The sequence below is a fragment of the Streptomyces roseolilacinus genome (genome assembly GCF_014649335.1).
Lineage (GTDB): Bacteria > Actinomycetota > Actinomycetes > Streptomycetales > Streptomycetaceae > Streptomyces > Streptomyces roseolilacinus.
Genome location: NZ_BMSV01000005.1, coordinates 139,345 through 160,493, shown reverse-complemented (window position 1 = coordinate 160,493; position 21,149 = coordinate 139,345). Strand labels below are relative to the sequence as shown.

18 protein-coding genes and 1 pseudogene are annotated in these 21,149 nt (G+C 76.6%); 8 read left to right on the top strand and 11 right to left on the bottom strand.

Annotated features, from left to right (window positions below; translation table 11 throughout):
- Positions 1-112 precede the first annotated feature (112 nt).
- On the top strand, positions 113-1,624 hold the full coding sequence (locus IE106_RS13585; RefSeq protein ID WP_189533505.1) for a bifunctional phosphatase PAP2/diacylglycerol kinase family protein: 1,512 nt from the start codon (positions 113-115) through the stop codon (positions 1,622-1,624).
- 226 nt (positions 1,625-1,850) lie between these two features.
- Here IE106_RS13585 and IE106_RS13580 read toward each other — a convergent pair whose 3' ends face one another.
- The gene (locus IE106_RS13580) at positions 1,851-2,783 is read right to left on the bottom strand and encodes a nucleoside hydrolase (protein ID WP_189533503.1); all 933 of its coding nucleotides are present in this window, start codon (positions 2,781-2,783) and stop codon (positions 1,851-1,853) included.
- Positions 2,784-3,057: 274 nt separating this feature from the next.
- On the opposite strand from IE106_RS13580, the gene IE106_RS13575 reads away from it, so the two are divergent.
- From IE106_RS13575 to IE106_RS13555, 5 genes are all read left to right on the top strand, one after another.
- Positions 3,058-3,684, top strand: a complete 627-nt coding sequence (locus IE106_RS13575; RefSeq protein WP_189533501.1) for a DUF6230 family protein — start codon at positions 3,058-3,060, stop codon at positions 3,682-3,684.
- Between the two features lies 1 nt (position 3,685).
- The gene (locus IE106_RS13570; protein ID WP_229840385.1) at positions 3,686-4,183 is read left to right on the top strand and encodes a DUF6114 domain-containing protein; all 498 of its coding nucleotides are present in this window, start codon (positions 3,686-3,688) and stop codon (positions 4,181-4,183) included.
- Between the two features lie 208 nt (positions 4,184-4,391).
- On the top strand, positions 4,392-5,066 hold the full coding sequence (locus tag IE106_RS13565) for a hypothetical protein (protein ID WP_189533499.1): 675 nt from the start codon (positions 4,392-4,394) through the stop codon (positions 5,064-5,066).
- Positions 5,067-5,295: 229 nt separating this feature from the next.
- Positions 5,296-6,909: a phospholipase D family protein gene (locus IE106_RS13560; protein WP_189533498.1), complete on the top strand. Its 1,614-nt coding sequence runs from the start codon at positions 5,296-5,298 to the stop codon at positions 6,907-6,909.
- Between the two features lie 56 nt (positions 6,910-6,965).
- A complete protein-coding gene (locus IE106_RS13555; protein WP_189533496.1) occupies positions 6,966-8,834 on the top strand; it encodes a SpoIIE family protein phosphatase in 1,869 nt (622 codons plus the stop codon).
- A gap of 27 nt (positions 8,835-8,861) precedes the next feature.
- On the opposite strand, the pseudogene IE106_RS13550 reads toward IE106_RS13555, so the two are convergent.
- From IE106_RS13550 to IE106_RS13540, 3 genes and pseudogenes are all read right to left on the bottom strand, one after another.
- Positions 8,862-9,083 (bottom strand): annotated as a pseudogene (locus IE106_RS13550) (DUF5133 domain-containing protein); the annotation flags it as partial.
- 72 nt (positions 9,084-9,155) lie between these two features.
- The gene (locus IE106_RS13545) at positions 9,156-9,875 is read right to left on the bottom strand and encodes a GNAT family N-acetyltransferase (protein ID WP_189533492.1); all 720 of its coding nucleotides are present in this window, start codon (positions 9,873-9,875) and stop codon (positions 9,156-9,158) included.
- Positions 9,876-10,131: 256 nt separating this feature from the next.
- Positions 10,132-11,481 (bottom strand): UDP-glucose dehydrogenase family protein, encoded by a 1,350-nt coding sequence (locus tag IE106_RS13540; RefSeq protein ID WP_189533490.1) that lies wholly within the window; start codon positions 11,479-11,481, stop codon positions 10,132-10,134.
- 300 nt (positions 11,482-11,781) lie between these two features.
- On the opposite strand from IE106_RS13540, the gene IE106_RS13535 reads away from it, so the two are divergent.
- The gene (locus IE106_RS13535) at positions 11,782-12,807 is read left to right on the top strand and encodes a hydroxyacid dehydrogenase (RefSeq protein ID WP_189533488.1); all 1,026 of its coding nucleotides are present in this window, start codon (positions 11,782-11,784) and stop codon (positions 12,805-12,807) included.
- A gap of 73 nt (positions 12,808-12,880) precedes the next feature.
- Here IE106_RS13535 and IE106_RS30685 read toward each other — a convergent pair whose 3' ends face one another.
- Both IE106_RS30685 and IE106_RS13525 read right to left on the bottom strand, forming a co-directional pair.
- Complete coding sequence (locus IE106_RS30685; RefSeq protein ID WP_189533486.1) at positions 12,881-13,873, bottom strand: helix-turn-helix domain-containing protein; 993 nt, start codon at positions 13,871-13,873, stop codon at positions 12,881-12,883.
- A 702-nt stretch (positions 13,874-14,575) separates the two neighbouring features.
- The gene (locus IE106_RS13525) at positions 14,576-15,496 is read right to left on the bottom strand and encodes an adenosine kinase (RefSeq protein WP_189533484.1); all 921 of its coding nucleotides are present in this window, start codon (positions 15,494-15,496) and stop codon (positions 14,576-14,578) included.
- A gap of 436 nt (positions 15,497-15,932) precedes the next feature.
- Here IE106_RS13525 and IE106_RS13520 point away from each other — a divergent pair, with 436 nt between their 5' ends.
- A complete protein-coding gene (locus tag IE106_RS13520) occupies positions 15,933-17,162 on the top strand; it encodes a phosphodiester glycosidase family protein (protein ID WP_189534102.1) in 1,230 nt (409 codons plus the stop codon).
- A 36-nt stretch (positions 17,163-17,198) separates the two neighbouring features.
- On the opposite strand, the gene IE106_RS13515 is transcribed toward IE106_RS13520, so the two are convergent.
- The 5 genes from IE106_RS13515 to IE106_RS13495 all read right to left on the bottom strand — a co-directional run bounded on the left by IE106_RS13515 (position 17,199) and on the right by IE106_RS13495 (position 21,149).
- Positions 17,199-17,393, bottom strand: coding sequence for a hypothetical protein (locus IE106_RS13515; RefSeq protein WP_189533482.1), 195 nt, complete (start codon positions 17,391-17,393; stop codon positions 17,199-17,201).
- Positions 17,394-17,515: 122 nt separating this feature from the next.
- Positions 17,516-18,226: an ABC transporter ATP-binding protein gene (locus tag IE106_RS13510; RefSeq protein ID WP_189533480.1), complete on the bottom strand. Its 711-nt coding sequence runs from the start codon at positions 18,224-18,226 to the stop codon at positions 17,516-17,518.
- Entirely contained in the window at positions 18,219-19,283 is a 1,065-nt protein-coding gene (locus IE106_RS13505) for an ABC transporter ATP-binding protein (protein WP_189534098.1), read from the bottom strand. The genes IE106_RS13510 and IE106_RS13505 overlap by 8 nt, the downstream gene beginning before the upstream one ends.
- Before the next feature lie 41 nt (positions 19,284-19,324).
- Positions 19,325-20,191, bottom strand: a complete 867-nt coding sequence (locus IE106_RS13500) for an ABC transporter permease (protein ID WP_189533478.1) — start codon at positions 20,189-20,191, stop codon at positions 19,325-19,327.
- Positions 20,184-21,149, bottom strand: a complete 966-nt coding sequence (locus tag IE106_RS13495; RefSeq protein ID WP_189534100.1) for an ABC transporter permease — start codon at positions 21,147-21,149, stop codon at positions 20,184-20,186. Before IE106_RS13495 ends, IE106_RS13500 begins: the two co-directional genes overlap by 8 nt.

The following is a 21,149-nucleotide window of genomic DNA, read 5'->3' as shown; positions in this document are numbered from 1 at the left end:
GCCGCACGGCCGCGGCGCCACGACAGGCGTCGCACCGGTCGAGGCGGGTACGTTGGCGCCGTCGGGCACGTCCCGCGGGCCGGAGCGTCCGCGGGCAGGAGGAGGAGAGCCGATGCGAGAGGCACCCAGGGCGCGGAGCGTGCTCAGCCGACTGGACCGTGCGGTGTTCGCGCAGGTGGCGAGCCGTACCTGGCCCGCCGCCGAGCCCGTGCTGCCCCGCCTCAGCCGGTTCGCGGACCGGGGTGTGCTGTGGTGCGGCATCGCCGCCGGCGTGTGGGCGCTGGGCGGGGCGCGGGGCCGGCGGGCCGCGGCGCGCGGTGTGGCGTCGCTGGCGCTCGCCTCGGCCACGGTGAACACGCTGGCGAAGGGCGCGGTGCGGCGGCAGCGCCCGGTCATCGACCGGGTGCCGCTCGCGCGCCGGTTGCCCCGCCAGCCGCTGACCACGTCGTTCCCGTCCGGGCACTCGGCGTCCGCGGCCGCGTTCACGACGGGCGTCGTCCTGGAGTCGCGGGGGCTGGGCGCGGCGCTGGTGCCGGTGGCCGCGTCGGTCGCCTTCTCCCGCGTCTACACCGGGGTGCACTATCCGAGCGACGTGCTGGTGGGGATGGCGCTGGGGGTGGGCGCGGCGTTCGCGGTACGCGGACTGGTGCCGACGCGTGACCTCGTGCCCGTGCCCGCGCGGCCGCGCGCGAAGGTGCCGGCGCTGCCGGACGGGGACGGGCTGGTGGTCGTGGTGAACGCGTCCTCGGGTGCGGGGCCGCAGTTGGTGGACCCGGCGGTGCAGATCGCGACGCTGCTGCCGAAGGCCGAGGTGCTGCTGTGCCGCGGCGGCGTCGACTCGCTGACGGACCTCCTGGAGACGGCCGCGGCCGAGGCGGCCCGGCGGGGCGGGGTGTTCGGGGTGTGCGGCGGCGACGGCACGGTGAACGCGGCGGTGGCGCCCGCGCTGCGGCACCGGGTGCCGCTGCTGGTCCTGCCGGGCGGAACGTTCAACCACTTCGCCACCGACCTCGGGGTGGACACGGTGGCCGACGGCTGCCACGCGCTGGCGGAGGGGCACGCGGTGCGGGCCGACGTGGGCCGGGTCCGGCTGCACGGCGTGCGCGGGGCCGGCCGGGAGGGCCGGGAGCCGGTGTACTTCGTCAACACCTTCAGCCTGGGGGTGTATCCGGACCTGGTACGGCTCCGGGAGCGCTGGTCGCCGCGGATCGGCGGCCCCGCCGCCACGCTGCTGGGCGCCGCGCGGGTGCTGCGCACGGCGGTCCCGCTGCGCGCGGAGGTCAACGGGAAGCCGCGCTCCATGTGGTTCCTGTTCGCCGGCAACGGCGTCTACCGCAGTGTGGGGCTGGCGCCGCTGCGCCGCCACGACATGGCGGACGGGCTGCTGGACGTGCGGATCGCGCAGGCGGGCCGGCTGGCGCGGCCCCGGCTGCTGGCGACGGCGGCCGGCGGGCTGGCCCGTACGCGGCTGTACGCCGCCGCCCGCACGACCACGCTGCGCGTCACGGGCCTCCCCGCCGACACCCACATGGCGTACGACGGGGAGGTCGTGCCGGCGGCGCGGGGGCTGACGCTCGACAAGCTGCCGGAGGCGCTGACCGTCTACCGGCCGCTCACCGACTGAGGGCCGCCGGCCATCCGCTGCTCCGGTCCAGGGGGGTGGCGCCGGGTTCGGGGTGCCGTCGCCGTCGTGGGGGTGGCGGGCGGTCAGGCCGCCGCCGGGTCCTCGGGGACGGACGGGCCGGCGGGGCCGATGACGTCGCCGTGCGGCTCCGGGACCGGGGGTGCACGGCGTCGTCCGTCATCGGGGGCCGTCGCGGTCGACGCGGGGTCCGGGCGGGCGGCGGGGGTCAGCCGAGGGTGCGCACGGCGTCGACGATCAGGTCCCAGTACGCGTCCACGTCGACGTCCACGCCGACGTACGCGTTGGGGCGGGCCCCGGTGACGCCGTCGAGGTCGACGACGGTGGCGCCGCGCGTGTGGGTGCCCGTCAGCTCGATCGCCACGGGCGCGTGGACGAGCGTGACCAGGTCCGGGGCGACCAGGTGGGCGACGGTGAGCGGATCGTGCAGGGGCGGGGCGGGGAAGCCGAACACCTCGCGGTACGCGTCGCCGAAGTAGGTCAGCAGCTCGGCGCACACCCCGGCCAGCGGTGTGCCGAGCGCGCGGACGCGCGCGACGACCCGGGGGGTGGCGAGCGCCCGGTGGCTGACGTTGAGGCCGATCATGGTGAGGTGCAGTCCACTGCGGAAGACGACGTCGGCCGCCTCCGGGTCGGCGAGGACGTTGAACTCGGCGGCGGGCGTCCGGTTGCCGCGCCCGGTGGATCCGCCCATGAGGACGACGCGTTCGATCCTGTCCGCCAGTTCCGGGTGGGCGAGCAGGAACGCGGCGATGTTGGTGAGCGGCCCGGTCGGCACGAGCGTGACGGGCACGGGGTGGGCGCGGAGCGTGTCGCGGAGGAACGTGACCGCGTCGCGGCCGTCGACCGGCACGGTCGGCTCGCCGAAACCGGGCCCGTCGAGCCCCGACTCGCCGTGGATGTCGGGCGCGACGATGCCCGGCCCCCGCAAAGGACCGGCCATGCCGGCGGCGATCGGCACGCCCTCGATCCCGGCCACCGTGCACACGCGGCGGGCGTTCAGGGTGGTCTTCCCCACCGTCTGGTTGCCCGCCACGGTGGTGATCCCGAGCAGCTCGACGGCCGGGTGAGCTGCGGCGAGCAGGATGTTGAAGGCGTCGTCGTGCCCCGGGTCGCAGTCCAGGATCACGGGGATGGACATGGCGCCTCCTGAAGATCCGTCGAGTAGGCCGAAAAGCGTCGTTCGTCGACCTTGCCAACACCCACTGGCACTCTTACATTCAACCCGTCGGTAACACCCGCGAGTAGGTACGGCGTCAGACCACACCGCACGCGGTCGCTCTCCACTCACTCCGCTTTCCCGCGCACCGCCGCGTCCCTCCGGCGGCCCGCCTTCGAGCAGGTCTCCCGCTCCATCCGACATCCGTGGCCGACGGCCACCACGCGGCCGTGGACACCTAGAGAGGGGATATTTCATGAGAAACATACCGGAGACCGAGGCGGACGACGTCGTCGGCCGGATCCAGTGGAAACGCTTCGCCGCCCTGTCCGTGCCGGGGGTCGCCCTGACCGCCGCCCTCGGGGTCGCCCTGTCGAGCGGGGCCCTCGCGGCCTCCTTCGCCGTGTCGGGCCAGCAGTTCAAGGTGTCGGCGGACAGGCTGACCGGGGAGGGGTTCGCGCAGTACGGGGGCATCGACACGAACGCCCGCGAGGAACTGCTGCCCGTGGCCATCACCGCCATCAGCAAGGCCGAGCTGCACAACCTGTGCCAGTCCGTCGTCACGACGCTGCCGATCGTCGGGGACATCTCCCTGAACCTCACGGCGGGGAAGAAGAAGCCCGTGGAGGCCACCGGCCTCTTCGTGGACGCCACGCAGCTGTCGGGCGACGCCGGCTTCCACAACATCGAGATCGGCCGCGACGCCTCCACCCTCGACAAGGGACCGGAGGGCGCCCAGGGCATGCAGGACCTGTTCGGCCAGCAGGCCGACGACGTCACCATCACCGACCTGAAGCAGGTGGCCTGGGCGACGAACGCCGGCACGTTCAAGCTGTCCGGCCTGAACATGAAGATCACCAAGGGCAAGAAGGAATGCTTCTGACATGCCGTCACCGGCGGACGGGGCGACACGGCGGCCCCCGGCCGAGCCCCTGGACGAGACCCTGAACGGCCCCTCCCCCGCGCCCGCCGCCCCGGTCCGGGGCGGAGGACGGGAGAGGTGGCGCCGCTGGCGCAGGAGCCGGCCCTTCTGGGGCGGACTGCTGGCCGTCCTGGCCGGCGCGGAGATCTGCGCCATCCCCCTGGCCCCCCTGGAGGTGATGCTGCACCAGGGCATCGCCGGAGTCCCCTCCGTCCTCCTCGGAATTGTCATGATCATGCTAGGAATCTCGGTCTGGGTGTCCCCGCAGTACCGCTCGCTCGCGGGCGTCGTCACCACCCTGATCGCGGCCGCCGCGCTCGTCATGTCGAACCTGGGCGGGTTCCTGATCGGCACCCTCATGGGCATCGTGGGCGGCGCCATGATGTTCGCCTGGCAGCCGGTGGCGTCCCCGCGCCCCGCCGATCCCGCTCCCCCGCCCCCCGGCACCACGGGCGCCTGACGGGGCCGCTCCCCCGTCCCCCGACCTCTCGGACACCTGACGGGGCCGTACCCCCGGCCCCGTCACCGCTCGCCCCCGCACGGCTCGGCTCGCACCGCTCAGCCCCGCACCGCCCCCGTGGTCACCACGGCTCTCCGTACTTTCCCGGGCCCCCCACACCCGCATCGGTGCGACACCCCGTCACACCATCCCCGAAGGAGAACGCCACATGGCAACCCTCAGCACCCCCACCCGCAAGGCACTCTCCCTGGGCACCGGCCTGGCCGCGGCCGGCGCCCTGGTCTTCGCCGGCGCCACCGCCACCGCGGCGCAGGCCGCTCCGGCACTGGCCGGCTCCACCACCGTCACGCCCGCCGGGCACGGCTTCAAGGCCTCGCTGAGCGGCAAGGCGACCCTCAAGGCGGGATCGGTGACCGTCACCTGCTCCGTCTCCACGTCCAGCGGTACGGTCCCCGCGGCGCCCGGCAACCACAACGCCGCCGGCCCCGTCGTCAGCGCGATCACCCCGCCGACCTTCACCTCCTGCACCACCAGCATGCCGGGGGTCAGCGCCACCGTCACCACCAGCGGCTCGTGGGCCGTGTCCATGCAGCACGGCTCCCCGGTCGTCGCGTCGTTCACCGTCCCCGTCGGCGGTCTGGTCGTCAAGACGTCCGGCCTCGCCAGCTGCACCGTCACCGCGGCGCCCACCGCGCCCGCCCCGACGAGCGGCACGTGGAGCAACGGCGCACCGTCCTCCCTGGCGTTCGGCAACGCCCAGGTGCCCGTCAAGGTCGTCGGCGGCTTCGGCTGCCCGACCAGCGCCACCACCTCGTCCTTCTCGGCCACCTACCTGGTGACCGACACGACCGACCCGGCGCAGCAGATCACCGTCACCGGCTGATCCCCTCCCACCGGCCGGTCCCCCTCCCGCCGGCGGCGCCACCGCGCCGCCGGCGGGGCACGTGTGCGCCGCGGTGGCACCCCCGCCCCGCCCGTGAGGCCCGGTTCCGGTGCGGCCCCCGCGGGGCCGCACCGCCCGCCGCGCCGCGCGCGTGCGGGAAGCGCGGGTGAGCCGGTCCGGAGCGGGTACTCGGCGACGGCACGTCCGCACGGACGGAAGGGCCCGTGCCGTGGAACTCACCGACTGGCTGCTGACCGCGACGGAACGCGGCAACCCCGCCGTCCGCCTGGACGACCGGAGGGGCGAGGCCGCCTGGACCCGCGGCAACGAGGTACGCCCCCTCGTCCACGGCGCGACCTACTTCTCCGAGCTGCTCGGCGCGCTCCGGGCCCAGCGCGCCGGCGACCTGTGCCTGTTCACCGACTGGCGCGGCGACCCCGACCAGCTGCTCGACGGCGAGGGCACCGAGGTCGGCGAGGTGCTGGGCGAGGCCGCCCGCCGCGGCGTGATCGTCAAGGGGCTGGTGTGGCGGTCCCACCTGGACCGCCTCCGGTTCAGCGAGACCGAGAACCGCCACCTGGGCACGGAGATCGAGGCTGCGGGCGGCGAGTGCCTGCTCGACATGCGGGTGCGCCCCGGCGGCTCCCACCACCAGAAGTACGTCGTCCTGCGGCACCCCGGCCGCCCCGAGCGGGACGTGGCGTTCGTCGGCTGCACCGACCTGTGCCACAGCCGCCGCGACGACGCCTCCCACCGCGGCGACCCCCAGGCGCTGCCCATCGCCGCCGCGTACGGGCCGCGCCCGCCGTGGCACGACATCCAGCTCGCCGTGCGCGGGCCGGCGGTCGGCGACGTCGAGGCGTGCTTCCGCGAACGGTGGGACGACCCCGCGCCCCTCACCCGCAGCCCCCTCACCCGGCTGCGCGCGCTCCTCCACCACGAGGACACCGAGGCGGCGGCGCTCCCGCCCCAGCTGCCCGACCCGCCGCCGTGCGGCACGCACACCGTGCAGGTGCTGCGCACGTACCCGAGACGGCTGGTGCACGGCTACGACTTCGCCCCGGACGGGGAGCGGAGCATCGCGCGCGGCTACCTCAAGGCGCTGCGCCGCGCCCGCGCGCTGATCTACCTGGAGGACCAGTACCTGTGGTCCACGCACGTCGTGCGGTGCTTCGCGGAGGCACTGGCCGCCGAACCGGGACTGAGGCTGATCGCGGTCGTCCCCTCCCACCCCGAGCAGGACGGACGGCTGTCGTGGGCGGCGAACCTGGTCGGCAGGATCGCCGCCTTGGAGGGGCTGCGGGCGGCCGGCGGCGACCGGGTCGCCGTGTACGGGCTGGAGAACCACTCCGGGACACCCGTGTACGTCCACGCGAAGGTCTGCGTGATCGACGACGTGTGGGCCGTCGTCGGCTCCGACAACGTCAACCTGCGGTCGTGGACGCACGACTCCGAGCTGAGCTGCGCCGTCGTGGACGAGGCGCACGACGGGCGGGAGCCGGGGGACCCGGGCGGGACCGGCGACGGCGCCCGCCGCTACGCCCGGGAGCTGCGGCTGGCCCTGGCGCGCGAGCACCTGGACCTGGGGGCGCCCCCGGCGGAGGACGTCCCGGACCCGCTGTGCGACCCCGCCGGGGTGTTCCGGGCGTTCGCGGAGTCGGCGGCGGCCCTCGACGACTGGCACGCGGGCGGTTGCCGGGGGCCCCGCCCTCCGGGCCGGCTGCGCGCGTACCGCACCCCGGAGCTGAACCGGGTCGCGGCGGTGCTCTCCGCCCCGGCGTACCGGTTCCTCGTCGACCCGGACGGCCGTCCGCTCGGCCTGCGCCGCCGCAACGCCTACTGAACCGGCGCCGCGGCGGCTCCCGGGCGGCCCCGGGGGGTCTGTGCCATGCTCGGAAGGTGGACGAACCGCGTGTCCCGACGGACGGCGGCGCCTCGGACGCGGTGGCGCTCGCCCGGACCGTCGCGAGACTCCGCGCCCGGGTCGACGCGCTGGAGGAGACGCTCGCCACGAGCACCCTCAGGGAACGGGCGAAGGGCGCCCTCATGGCGTGGGAGGGCCTGTCGGCGCAGGCGGCGGAGGCCGCGCTGACGCGGCGCGCCGAGGAGCGGGGCCGCAGCGTGGCGGACGAGTGCTGGGCGGTCCTGGGCGCCACCCGCCGGGCCGGACGCACCGGCACCTCCCGGGGCGACGCGGCCGGTGGCGGTGCGGCCGGCGGGCCCGGGACGGCCGGGCCGGACGTGGACGCCGTGCAGGCCGTGTTCGACGGCCTGCCGGGTCCCGCCGTGCTGCTGACCCCGCTGTGGTCACCGGTCCCGGGCGAGGTGGAGGACTACCGGATCGACGCGGCCGCGCCCCGGTCCGCGGACCCCGCCGGCCGGCGCGGCGGGGAACTCGTCGGCCTGCGCGTCCTGGAGACGTACCCCGGGCTCGCCGGCACCGAACCGTGGCGCGGCTGCGCCGGTGTGCTGCTCACGGGCGTGCCGTACGAGAGCGGGCCGTTCCCGTACGAGACCGCCGGCGCGCCCCGGCGGACCACCTGGACGGTGCGTGCCGCGCGGCTGGGCGGGCGGCTCGTCGTCACCTGGGCCCGGCACGGCGACGCGGCCCGCGAGGCGCACCGCCGGCACCGCATGGAACGCCTCGGCGACCTGGGCTGGGCGGAGTGGAACGTGCGCACCGGCGAGGTGGCGTGGTCCGAGCAGACGTACCGGATCTTCGGCCGCGACCCGGCCGAGGCGCCGCCGACCTGCGAGGAACTCCCCTCGTACGTCGTGCCGGAGGACGCGCCGCGGCTCGCGGCCGCCGTGCGGCGGCTGCTGCGGGAGGGGCGCCCCCTGGACCGCACGTTCCGGATCGCGACGCCGGCCGGGGTGCGGCACCTGCGGCTCGTCGCGGAGCCCGCGGCCGGTGGGAGGGGCCCCGTCGACGAGGTCCACGCCCTCTGCCAGGACCTCACCGCGCAGCGGCGGGCCGAGCAGGCGCTGCTGGAGTCGGAGCGGGAGGTCCTCGCCCAGCAGGGCCTGTTGGAGGCGGAACGGGCACTGGCCGCGCGCCTCCAGCAGGCCCTGCTGCCCCGGCAGGAGGGGCCCCTGGTCGTCGCCGGGCTGCGGACGGAGGCGTTCTACCTCCCCGCGCAGGCCGGGCTCAGTGTCGGCGGTGACTGGTACAGCGCCGTGGAGCTGCCCGACGGCAGCGGGCTGTTCGTGATCGGTGACGTCGCCGGGCACGGCATCGACGCGGTCGCGACCATGGCCCAGCTGCGGTTCACCGCCAAGGGCATGGTCGTCACGGGTTCGCCGCTGCCGGACGCCCTGGTGCGGCTGAACGCGCTGCTGATGCACGCCCCGGAGGGCCGCCCCCTCACGGCGACGCTGGTCCTGGCGCGCTACCGGCCGTGGGACCGCAGCATGACCTGGGCGCAGGCCGGGCACCTGCCGCCGCTCCTCGTCCGCGGCGGCGTGGCGGGGTACCTGGCGCCGCCCGCCGGGATCATGCTGGGCGCCGCCCGGGACTGCTCGTACGAGGAGCGGCGGTTCACCGCGCTCCCCGGCGACCACCTGCTCCTCTACACCGACGGGCTGGTCGAGCGCCCGGGCGAGGACCTCGCCGTGGGGCTCGACCGGCTCGCCCGGCTGGCGGGCGGCGCGGTGCGCGGCGCGGCCGGGGCGGAGCACCTCACCGTACGGCTGACGGAGGCGCTGTCACCCACACGACGCGACGACATCTGCCTGCTGCACCTCACGCTGCCCGTCGACGGCGCCTGAGGTGCGGCCGGCGGGCACCGCGGGCCGGCTTATCACCGAGTCGTCCTCGGGGCGGGCGCCGGGCAGCCGGTGGCGGGCCGCGACGAGCGCCGCGTCGACGTCCCGCGTGCCCGTGGACACGCACAGGGTGTAGGCGACGTCCTCCAGACGCTGCCGCACCTGCGGTCCGCCGTTGTGGGCGTCGAGCTTGCTGAGCGCGGTGTACTCCTCGATCAGCTTCGTCAGGACGGCGGGGTGGGCCATCAGCACGACACGGCTCCTTTCGTACGGTCAGGGACGTGCATGTACCCGGCTTCCCCACCGTCACACGCGTGTCTTCCGTCAGGTGAGGAGCAGCTGCCCCGCCGCGTCGTCGTGGTTGCGGTGGGGGTGGGGGAACGGCGCCGGCGGGTGGGCGGTGGCGGACAGGCGCAGTTCGATGATGGAGCGGACCGTGGGCCACTCCTCGTGGAGGACCGAGTAGAAGGCGGTGTCGCGGACCACGCCGTCCAGGCCCCGCGAGTGGGCGCGGCGGACCCCCTCGCAGGTCGCGCCGAGACGTTCGATCGCCGCGCGGGAGCGGGCGTTGCGCGCGTCGGCGCGCAGCGTGATCCGGCGGACGCCCCAGGTATCGAAGGCGTGGCGGAGCATGAGCAGCTTCGCCTCCGTGTTGGCCCCGGTGCCCCGCGCGCAGCCGGCGATCCAGGTGTTGCCGATCTCGGCGGCGTCGGGCACGGCGGTGAGCGGGTCGCCGTACGGGACGCCGGTGACCGGGGGCCAGACCACCGGGCCGCGCCAGTAGTCCAGCTCCAGGAACCTGGTCGAGCCGACCACCCGCCCGTCGGCGACGGTGACCAGGGCGAACGGGAGCGCCCGGCCGGCCGCCTGATCGGTCAGCGCGCGGGCGATGTAGTCGTGTGACGCCTCCGGGCCGTCGGGCACCGGGGTGTAGGCGTACGCGGCGCGGTCCTGCGCGCCGGCCCAGGCGAGGCCCTCCGCGTGGCGCATGGCCAGCGGCTCCAGGCGCACGGTGCGCCCGGCAAGGACAACAGGTACTGGCACGGATCCTCGGGTCTTCCAGGAGCAGGGGAACTCCCGCGCCGGCAGGGCGGCACGCGAGTGATGGGGAGTGCTCGCCTTGCCGGGGCCGTCCGCGTCACTGGAGGTGCACGGGGCGGACGGACCGCTTCGGCACCGGGGCGAGGAGGAACAGTATGCAGCCAGCGCCCCTCCTGGAACAGAACCCCGCGCGAACCTCCGCGCACATGCCGGTGAAACCCGGCCGCAACGCGCTCACCAGCGGGTACGCGAGGTGCCGTCAGGCGCTGGGGGCGGCGTACGGCGCGCCGTCGCCGAAGGAGGTCGCGGCGCGGGCGGGGAGGCGGTTGCCGGCGCTGCGGTACGTGAGCGGGAGGCCCGCCAGGCGCTCCGGGAGCAGGCAGTTCTTGCCGTCGACGACGACGGCCGGGGCGGCGAGTTCGGTGGCGAGCAGCGACCAGTCGGCCTCGATGGTCTCGGGCCACTCGGTGAGGACGGCCACCGCGCGGGCGCCCCGCACGGCCGTCCGCAGGTCGGAGCAGGGCCGGGCGCCGGGGAACAGCCGGGCCAGCTCGTCGGGGTCCGTGGCGGGGTCCCAGACGCGGACGCCCGCCGCCTCGGCGAGCAGCTGCGGCACCACGACGCGGCTGGGCGCGGCGCGCATGTCGTCGCTCCACGGTTCGTAGCGGGCGCCGAGCACGGCGACCTCGCTGTGCGCGAGGTCCGCGCCGAGCTCCCGGCGCAGCGTGTCGCGGACGAGGGCGGCCTGGTCGCGGTTGACGTGGATGACGGCGTTCAGCAGCGGGGTGGGAAGCCCGCGGGAGGCGGCCCAGCGGGCGAGGGCCGCCGTGTCCTTGGGGAGGCAGGAGTCCCCGAAGCCGAGGCCGGGCTGGAGAAAGGCGTGGCCGATGCGCGGGTCGAGGCCGACGGCCTGCATCACCTGGTCGATGTCGAGGTCGGGGGTGGCGCACAGGCGCGCGCACTCGTTCGCGAAGCTGATCTTCGTGGCGAGGAAGGCGTTGCTGGCGTACTTGGTCATCTCGGCCGTGGTGGGCGTGGTGACCACCCAGGGGCAGGCCAGGGCCCCGTACAGGGCGTGGAGGACGTCCGTGACGGGCTGCGACCACACGCCGGCCACCACGCGCGAGGGGGTGGTCCAGTCGTCGAGGGCGCTGCCCTGGTTCAGGAACTCGGGGTTGTAGGCGTACCGGTCGCGGAGCCGGGGGTGCTCGGCCGTGAGGCGTTCGCTGGTACCGGGCGGCACGGTCGACTTCAGCACCACGTGCGGGGTGGGCAGCAGCTCGGCGACCTCGCCGAGGGCGGCCTTGACCTGGGAGAGGTCGGCCGTGCCGTCCTCGGCGGGCGGGGTGCCGACGGTGATGAGCACGACCTCGAAGGGTTCGGTGACGTGCGTGCGGGTCAGGTCGGGGGCGAAGCGGAGCCGTCCCGTCTCCAGGGCGAGGCCGAGCTCCTGCTGGAGGCCGGGTTCGGAGACGGGGGTGCGGCCCTCGGTGAGGGAACGCAGCCGCGCCGGGTCCTTCTCGATCCCGGTCACGTGGTGCCCCTGCCTGGCCAGGGCGACCGCTCCGGTCACGCCGACGTAGCCCTGACCGACGACGGCAACACGCATTCCCAGCCTCCTCAGACGACGGGCGGCGCCGGACACCGGCACCGCACGCCAGCCTGTCCAACGCCGGATCGCGCGGCCACCGGCGGAACGCCGGACGGGTGACGGCGCGCGGGCCGGGCGGGCCGCGGGCGGCCGACCGCAAGGGCGTCCGGGAGGTCCTGCACGACCGGCCGCCCGCACCCGGGCCCCCGCGCCTTCGGAGGTGCCGCACGACGCGTCGCCGCACCCGGCGGGGCCCGGTCTGGTCCACTGGGACGACCGCCGCGGGAGCGGTCCCGCGCCGACCACGGGAGCCGTCACATGACCACCCCCTCCACCCCCCGGCGGCCCCGGACCGTCCTCGCCATGGGGCCGCGGGTCCGGGACGCGCTGTTCGACGCGGCGGCGCTGGACCGGCTCGCCGCCGTCGCCGACACCGATCCGGCCCTGGTGGTGGGGGACTTCGCCGCCGCCGAGCACGCGGCCGCCCTCGCCGGGGCCGAGGCGCTGCTCACCGGCTGGGGCTGCCCGCCGCTGACGGCGGCCGCGCTGGAGCGGATGCCCCGGCTGCGTACGATCGTGCACGCCGCGGGCTCGGTGAGGCACCACGTCACCGACGCCTGCTGGGAGCGCGGGCTCACCGTCGCGTCGGCCGCCGCGGCCAACGCGCTGCCCGTCGCCGAGTACACGGTCGCCGCGATCCTGTTCACCGGGAAGCGGGTGTTCGACGCGCAGCGCGCCTACCGGGAGCAGCGCCGCCGGCTCGACCCGCTGGACCTGCTCGCCGGGGCCGGCAACTACCGCCGTACCGTGGGCGTCGTCGGGGCGTCCCGGATCGGCCGGCGGGTGATCGGGCTGCTGCGCCCCTTCGACCTGCGGGTGCTGCTGCACGACCCGTACGTGACGCGGGAGGAGGCCGGGCGGCTCGGCGCGCGGCCGGTGTCCCTGGACGAGTTGGCGCTCTCCAGCGACGTGGTGACGATCCACGCGCCGGAACTCCCCGCGACCCGGCACCTGTTCGACCGTGCGCGGCTCGCGCTGATGCCGGACGGGGCGACCCTGGTCAACACGGCGCGCGGCTCGCTGGTGGACACGGAGGCGCTGACGGCGGAGCTGGTGTCGGGACGGCTGAACGCCGTGCTGGACGTGACGGAACCGGAGGTGCCGCCGGCCGGCTCCCCGCTGTACGACCTGCCGAACGTGCTGCTGACCCCGCACGTGGCCGGTTCGCTCGGCAACGAGCTGGGCCGGCTGGCGCACGCGGCGCTGGACGAGCTGGAGCGGTACGGGCGGGGGCTGCCGTTCGCCGGTCCCGTACGGGCCGAGGAGCTGGCCCGCTCGGCGTGAGCCCCGGCCGCGGGCCCGCCGCGCCGGCCCCGGCCCGGCGGACCGGCCCCCGCGCGGCGGACCGGTGGTGCGGTCAGCCCCACTTTTGGCGGTCGGTCCGGTCGCAGGGCAGCGTCCGCAGCCCGGTGCCGCTGTCGTCCAGGCACTTCCCCGTCGCCCTGCTCCGCACCTCGACGGACTCGTCGCCCCACACCGTCAGGACCCACTCCCGGGCCCGCGCGCCGTCCGGGCCGCAGCGCACGGCGCGCGGCCCGGCGGCGGTGTCCTCCAGGCACCGCCCCGTGGCGTGGTTCGCCAGCCGGTGGGAGCCGTCGGTGAGGGCGTGCGCGGTCCACCACTGGTAGCTCATGCCGTTGCACTTGTAGGTGCGCAGCCGTTCGTCGAGGCTGTCGTCGAGGCAGCGGCCCGTCTGCCGGCTGACGAAGACGCGCCGGACGCGCGGCGCCGCCGTGCCCCCCGGCTCCCCGCCGCCCCCGTCCGCCGCCCGCACCGCCGGGACCCCGGCCGGTGGGGCGGGCGCGCGGGGCGCGGCGAGGGACATCAGCAGGGCGCCGAGGACGACACCGGAGACCGCGCCCGCCGCCGCGCACACCCAGCCGCGGGCCGGACGGGCGCGGACGGCGGCGGTCCACCACCGGGCCCCGCCGCCCGGCCCGGCGGTGGAGGGGCCGGGGGCGCCGGCCCGGGCGGCGGGACCGGCCGGGGGTACGGCGGCGGTGCCGGCCGGGGGTACGGCGGCGGTGCCGGTCGGGGGCGCGGTGACGGTGCCGGTCGGGCCGGGGACGGGATCCGCCGCCCCCTCGGGCCTGACCTGGCTGCGGTCGGCCGCCTCCCACAGCGCCCGGTACTCGGTCGGGTCGGCGCCCAGCGCCCGGCACAGGTCCCTGACCGTGGACCAGGGCGGGACGGTGCTCCCCCGGAAGTACCGCGACAGCGACGAGTCGCTGATCAGCACTTCCTGCTCCAGGGAGCGCAACGTCCGCCCGGAGCGCTGCTGGAGCGCCCGCAGGGCGCCGCCCAGGCGTTGCGCCGGCGTCCCCTGCCGGGGCCGCTCGCCCTCCGCCATGGCTCCCTCCTCCGCGGGGCCTCGCCGACCGCCCCGCACACCGTTCCGGACACCGGGACGACCAGGTCCCAGCAGGCCAGACCCTAGGGAGCGCGACATGGGCGAAGCAAACGGGACACTCTTGCGAAGGGTGACGGCCCGTCGCGAAGCCCCGGCGGCCGGCCCCGGCCACGGACCGGCGCGCCCGAGCGGGCGGGCGGTGCGGGGGCACGCCGGAAGCGGCGCCCGGACGGGGCGGTGACCGTGCGGGGCGGGCGGCCGTGCGGGGCGGCGGTGCCCGGCGGCACCGGGTGGGTCCGGCGCCACCGGGTGGGTCCGGGCGGGTCCGGGCGCGTTCGGCGGGCGGGGAGGCGGTCCGCGCCGGGGGTGTCCTGCCGAACGGCGTGTCCCCGCCGGGGGTGCGGGCGGTGGCGGCGACCGCAGGGGCCCGGCCGGGAATCACCCTTCGGGATCACCGTGAAGTCGCGTCCGGTTCACTACGGTGCGTCAGAACCGTTCATCCGCACCCGAGGAGCGATACGACGTGAGCCGTCCGCGTGCCGCCCCGTCCGCGCCGGCCGGTGGTCCGCGCACGTGGCGGCCGGTGGGCCGGGGCCTCCCCGGTGCGGTGGCGCCCTGACTCCGGCCGCCGCCCCCGCCTGCCGGTGGTACGGCGAGGGGGTGACCGCCCCGCCCCGGCGCGCGCCGGGGCGGGGCGTCGTGTCAGGACACGGCGTCCAGTTCGGCGACGCGGGCGAGCAGGGCGTCACGGCCGACGCCTTCGGCCCTGGTCGACGGCACCGTGCAGGCGTGGGCACCGGCCACCGCCCCGTACCGTGCGGACCTGCGCGGCGGCTCGCCGGACAGCCGGCCGAAGAGGTAGCCGACGGCGAAGGCGTCACCCGCGCCGTTGGAGTCCACGACCGGCGCCGGGGGCACCACGGCCGGGACGTGCGTCAGTTCGCCCTCCGCCAGCAGGTACGCGCCGTCCGCACCGGCCGTGGCGACGACCTCCCGGGCCCGGCCGCGCGCGACGATGCCCCGCATGGTCCGCTCGGGGTCGTCGAGGGCCGCGGCGGAGAGGAAGACGATGTCCGCGGCGTGGGCGAAGGTCTCGTGGTACGGGTTCTCCCCGTCCCAGTCGTGCAGGTCGGTCGAGACGGTGACCCCGGCCGACCGCAGCGCGGGCAGGGCGAGGGCGCACGGCTGGGTGATGGAGACGTGGGCGTGGCGGCTCGCCGAGGCGAGGGCGAGGACGGTCTCCTCGGGCAGCCGGTCCGCTTCGCTGCCGCGCGTCCCGTCGTACAGGGAGAGCCTGCGCCCGTCCGGCCCCACGAGGTTGACGGCGCGTTTGGTGCCGGTGGGCTGCGGGACCTCGGTGAGGGGGATGCCGTGGTCGCGGTGCAGGGCGCGGACGAGGTCGCCCTCGGGGTCGTCGCCGAGCATGTCGAGGTGGTGGGTGCGCAGCCCGAGCGCGTGCAGCCCGAGGGCGACGAAGTCGCCGGTCTGGCCGGCCCGGGTCTCGATGCCGGGCCGGATCAGGTAGCTGTCGGCGAAGGGCAGGGGCAGTTCGGGCACGTACACGATCGTGTCGACACCCGCGCCGCCGAGGACGAGGACGTCGATGTCCGGGGCGCTGCTCATGGGGTTCCTTTCGGGGCTGCCGCCGGGCGTCCGGCGGGCGGGCCGGAGGGCCGCGCCGCGCGGGACGCGGGCCGGGGCGGACGCCCCGGGGACGGAGGGCGGGAGGAGGGGGGTCCGGGCGGCGCGTTCCGCGCCCGGTTCGGGCGCGTGGGCGTACGGGCCCGGCCCCATGGTCTCCCCCCTCGAAGGCTGTGGGGGAAGGCTACCCGGCGGGCCGCCGGGTCGATCGGGGGCCGGTTCCCCGCGACCGGGGCGGGGAGGGTGGCGCCCCGCGGGCGCGGCCCAGGGGGATCCACCGGTACCGGACGTTTCCTGACGTGTCGTCGGCAGGGCGGTTCGCGGTGGTGTGCGGCGGGGCAGCTTCCCCGCGACCGGTGTGGGCGGTCCTGACACGTGGAGGTTCGTGGTCGTGAGAGGTCTGTGGCGGCGGGCCGGTGTGCTCGCCACGTTGCTGGGAGGCGCGCTGGTCGGCGCGGGGATCGCGACGCCGCCCGCCGCCGGTGCGGCCGGACGGGCGCCGGCCGCGGTCGCCGCGCCGAAGGCCCGGGCGGTCGCGCCGGGGGTCGGGTACCGCGTGCTGGACGTCCCGTCGTCCCGCGGCACCGCCCGGGTGCACCTGCTGTCGGTGGACCTGGGCGACCAGCGGGTGTCGGCGGGGCTGCTGTACCCGGGGGTGGTCGCGGCGCGGGCCCCGCTGTCGGCGCTCGCGGACGGTGCGGGCGCGGTCGCCGGGGTCAACGGCGACTTCTTCAACCTGTCGGAGGCCCAGCACCCCGGCGTGCCGGCGACGGGCGCCCCGGTCGGCCCGGCGGTGGCCGGCGGGAAGGCCCTGAAGGCCGCGGTGCCGCGCGGCCAGCGGTTCGGCCCGGCGCTGCCGCCCGGCACGAACACCCGCATGGTGCTGGGTGTCGACGGCGGCGGGAAGGCACGCCTCGGCGAGCTGGCGCTCACCGGGGAGGTCCGGGCGGCGGACGGGCGGCTCCCGCTGGGCGGGCTCAACCAGTACGCCCTGCCCGTCGGCTCCGTGGGCGTGTTCACCTCCCACTGGGGCACCGTGTCGCGGCTGCGGGCCACGTGCGGCACGGACACCGACCGGGGCGCGCCCTGCAGTTCGGAGACGTACGAGGTGAGGGTGCGCGGCGGCCGGGTCGTCGGGGTGGCGGACGCGCCGGGGGCCGGGGCGATCGCGGCGGGCACGCACGTCCTGGTGGGCCGCGAGGCGGGCGCGCGGTGGCTGCGGGGACTGGCGGTGGGCGACCTGGTGCAGGTGCGGTACGGGCTGGTGCCGGTGGGCGCGGAGCCGGGGGTGTCGTTCCGGTTCGCGGTGGGCGGCTACCCGGTCCTGCGCGGCGGGCAGCCGCTGGCGGGGATGGACGCGGCGACCGCCGCGGTGCGCTCGGCGGCGGGGGTCGCGGACGGCGGGCAGCGGCTGCTGCTGCTCGCGCTGGACGGCGGCCCGGAGTTCCGCACGGGGCTGACGGTGGTCGAACTGGCGGAGCTGCTGCGGGAGCTGGGCGCGTCGGACGGGATCAACCTGGACGGCGGCGGGTCGTCGACGCTGGTGGCCCGCGCGGACGGCGCCACCGCGGTACGGGTGCTGAACCGTCCCAGCGGGGGCGCCGAGCGGGCCGTGCCCAACGGGATCGGCGTGTTCGTCCGCCCGTGAGGCCGGTCCCGCGCGGGCGGACGGGCGGACGGTGTGCTAGGGCTTGACGTTGCTGACCACGTCGGCGGTGGCGGAGACCCCGTTGTAGATGGTCGGGGCGAGGCTCGTGCCGGCGAGGAAGAAGCCCAGCAGGGCGCAGACCACCGCGTGGGAGAGCTTGAGGCCGCCGCTGCGCAGGAAGACGATCGCCAGGATCGACAGAAGCAACACGACGGAGATGGTGACGGCCATGTGTCGTCCTCCTCGGCCCGGTGCCGCACGGGTCGTACGGCGTTCGGCGGCCAGTCTGGCCCAGGGGCGGCGCCGGACGGCCGTACGGCGCGTGGGCCGAACGGGTACGAATCGACCGGCCGTCAGACGCCCGCCCCGGCGGTCGCGTCCGCCTCCGCGGCCGGGGCCGGGGCCGGGGCTCCGGTGAGCGACGCCCAGTGCACGGTCCGGTCGCACCAGCGGTCCAGCAGGACCCGGTCGTGACCCACGGCGAGGAGCCCGGCGCCGTGTTCACGGCGGTACTCCTCGACGGCGGCGACCAGCGCGGCCGTGGTGGACGCGTCGAGCATGGCGGTCATCTCGTCGCACACCAGCCAGCGCGGGCGCAGCACCAGGGCGCGGGCGAGGCAGGCGCGCTGGAGCTGGCCGTCGCTGACCTCGTGGGGGCGGCGGGACAGCAGGTCGTCGGTGAGGCCGACGCGGTGGGCCAGTTCGGCGACGCGCCCCGCGGCCTCGGCGCGGCGTCCGGTGGCGCGCAGGGGTTCGGCGATCAGGTCGCGCAGGCGCAGCCGGGGGTCGGCGGAGAGGCGGGGCTGCTGGAAGACGACACCGATCGCGGTGCGCAGCTCGCGCGGCGCGCGGTGGCGCCAGCCGCGCACCGGGTGGCCGTCGACGGTGACGCGGCCCGCGTCGGGGCGGTGCAGCAGGGTGGCGACGCGGGCGAGGGTGGACTTGCCGCAGCCGCTCGGGCCGAGCAGGCCGACCGCCTCGCCGGGGGCGATGGTCAGCGAGACGTCCCGGAAGACGGGGTCGCGGCGGTCGTATCCGGCGGTGAGGGAGGCGAGTTCAAGCACGGGTGGTCTCCTCGGCGGCGATGTCGTCCGGCACCGCGTCGGCCGGTGCCGCGTCCTCGGGCGCGGTACCCGAGGGCCCGACGCCCGCGGACCCGACACCTGCGGGTCCGACACCTGCGGATCCGACACCTGCGGGCGCGGCCCCGTCCGGCGCGGCGTGGTGGCAGGCGACGCCGTCCGTGAGGCGCGGCAGCACCCGGCAGGCATCCGTGCGGCGGTCGCAGCGGGCGGCGAAGGCGCAGCCCTCCGGCAGGGCGCCCAGCTCCGGGGGCATGCCGGGGACGGGGGTGAAGTCCCGCTCCGGCAGGGCGGCGAGGAGGCCCCGCGCGTACGGGTGGCGGGGCCCGGCCGCGCCGAAGAAGCGGTCGGCGGCGGCCGTCTCGACGATCCGGCCCGCGTACATGACGGCGACCCGGTCCGCGATCCGCTCGGCCGCCGCCAGGTCGTGGGTGATCAGCAGCAGCGCCCGGCCCTCGTCGGCGTGGCGCCGCAGCTCGTCGACGGTCCGCTCGACGAGGTCGCGGTCGAGGCCGGTCGTCGGCTCGTCCGCGAGCAGCAGCGGCGCGTTCCCGACGAGGGCGAGGGCGGTGGCGGCCCGCTGCGCCTGGCCGCCCGACAGCTCGTGCGGGTGGTGGTCGAGGAGCCCGGCGGGGAACGAGGCCCGTCCGGCCGCCGCGACGGCGGCCGCGCGCAGCTCCGCCCGCGGGGTGCCGGTCAGTTCGCGCAGGGCCTCCTCCAGCTGCGCGCGCACGGTCCGCACGGGCGTCAGGTGGGCGGCCGGGGACTGCGGCACGAGGCCGACGCGCCGCCCCCGCACGGTGCGGGCGAGGGTGCGCTCGTCGGCGGCGAGCAGGTCGACGCCCGCGCCGGGGCCGTCGCCCGGGCCGGTGAGCACGGCGGTGCCGGCGGTCTGGGCGTTGCCGGGGAGGAGGCCGAGCAGCGCGGAGGCGAGGACGGACTTGCCGCAGCCGCTCTCGCCGACGAGGGCGAGGCACTCCCCCGCCGCGAGGTCGAAGTCCACGCCGCCGACCGCGGCGACGTGGCGGCCGCCGCGCATCCGGAAGCGTACGGACAGGTCCCTGACGGACAGCACCGGGGTCACAGCATCAGCTCCGATCGGCGTCGGGGGTTGAGCCGTTCCCGCCAGGCCCCGGCCAGGCCGGCGATGGCGAGGGTCGGGACGATCAGGAACAGTCCGGGGAACAGGGTGGGCCACCAGTCGCCGGCGAGCAGCGAACCGCGCGCCGTCTGCACGAGGTTGCCGAGGCTCGCCTGGTGGGCGGGCAGGCCCAGGCCGAGGAAGGACAGCGCGGACTCGTGCCACATGGCGTGCGGCACCATGAGGACGGCCGCGAGGCCGGCCTGCGGCAGCACCGCCGGCAGCAGGTGGCGAACGGTGACCCGCCACCGGGACGCGCCGCCGGCGATCGCCGCGTCGACGTACGGGCGGGAGCGCAGCGACAGCACCTCGGAGCGGACGATCCGGGCGGTGGACAGCCAGTGGGTGAGCGCGACGGACACGATGACGGGCCACACGCCGGGGCGGAACATCGCCACGACGAAGATGCCGAGCAGCAGGTGCGGTACGGACGAGAAGGTGTCGACCAGCCGCATCAGGAGCCGGTCGGCCCAGCCTCCGAAGGCCGCGGCCGCCGCGCCCACCGCCGTGCCGATGACGGTGGCGACGAGCGCCGCGACCAGGCCGACGAGGAGCGAGACGCGCAGGCCGTAGACGCAGCGCAGCAGCAGGTCGCGGCCGACGTCGTCGGTGCCGAAGGGGTGCGCGGGCGACGGCGGGCGGAGCTTCAGCGCCAGGTCGACGGCCTGCTGGTCGAGCCGGACCAGCGGCGGTACGAGCAGCACGGCGAGGACGACGGCCGCGACGATCACGGCGGAGACCGAGACCCGGACGGCGCGGGTGGAGCGGCGGGTGTCCCCGGGGGACCGCCAGGCGGGCTCAGCCATCGAATCCCACCCTCGGGTCGGCGAGTCCGTACAGCAGGTCGGACAGGAGGTTGCCGAGCAGCACCGCCGCCGTGGCGAGCACGGTCAGCGCGGCGAGCAGCGGGAAGTCCACCGAGGTGGCGGCCTGCACGGTGGCCGCCGCGATGCCCGGCCAGCTGAAGACGGACTCCACGAGCAGGGCGCCCGTGATGAGTTCGGGTACGCGCGAGCCGATGAGCGTGAGCATCGGGAGCATCCCGGACCGCAGGGCGTGCCCGAGGAGCACGGTGCGCTCGCTCAGGCCGCGGGCGCGGGCGCCCCGCACGGGGTCCTCGTCGAGCGCGTCGGCGACGCCCTGGCGTACGTACAGGAAGAACCAGGGCAGCTGGGAGACGCCGAGGACGAGGGCGGGCAGGACCAGGTGGGAGGCGACCTGCCCGAAGGTGACGGTCTCGCTGGCGGTGTCGGTGAGGCCGCCGGCGGGCAGCACGCCGAGCTCCAGGGCGAAGAACCAGATGGCGAGCAGCCCGAGCCAGAAGGCGGGGGCGGCTTCCAGGGTGTACGCGGCGGAGCTGACGCACCGGTCGAGCCAGCCGCCGCGGCGGCGGGCGGCCAGCACGCCCAGCGCCGTGCCGAGCAGGACGGCGACGGTGAAGGCGGTGGCGGCGAGCAGCACCGACCAGCCGATGCGTTCGCCGATCACGTCGGCGACGGGCTGGCGCATGACGCTGGAGTCGCCGAGGTCGCCGGTGAGGGCGGAGGTGAGCCAGTCCCACCAGCGGGGGACGAGCGGCCGGTCGACGCCCAGGTTGGCGCGCAGCTGGTCGAGGTTCTCCTGCGAGGCGGTGAGGCCGGCGGTGCCGGCGTACGCCTTGACGGGGTCGAAGGGGGACGCGGCGGCGACGGCGAAGACCGCGAACGTCACCAGCAGGAGCACGGGGACGGCGGCCAGGGCCCGCCGTCCCGTCATCCGGGCCAT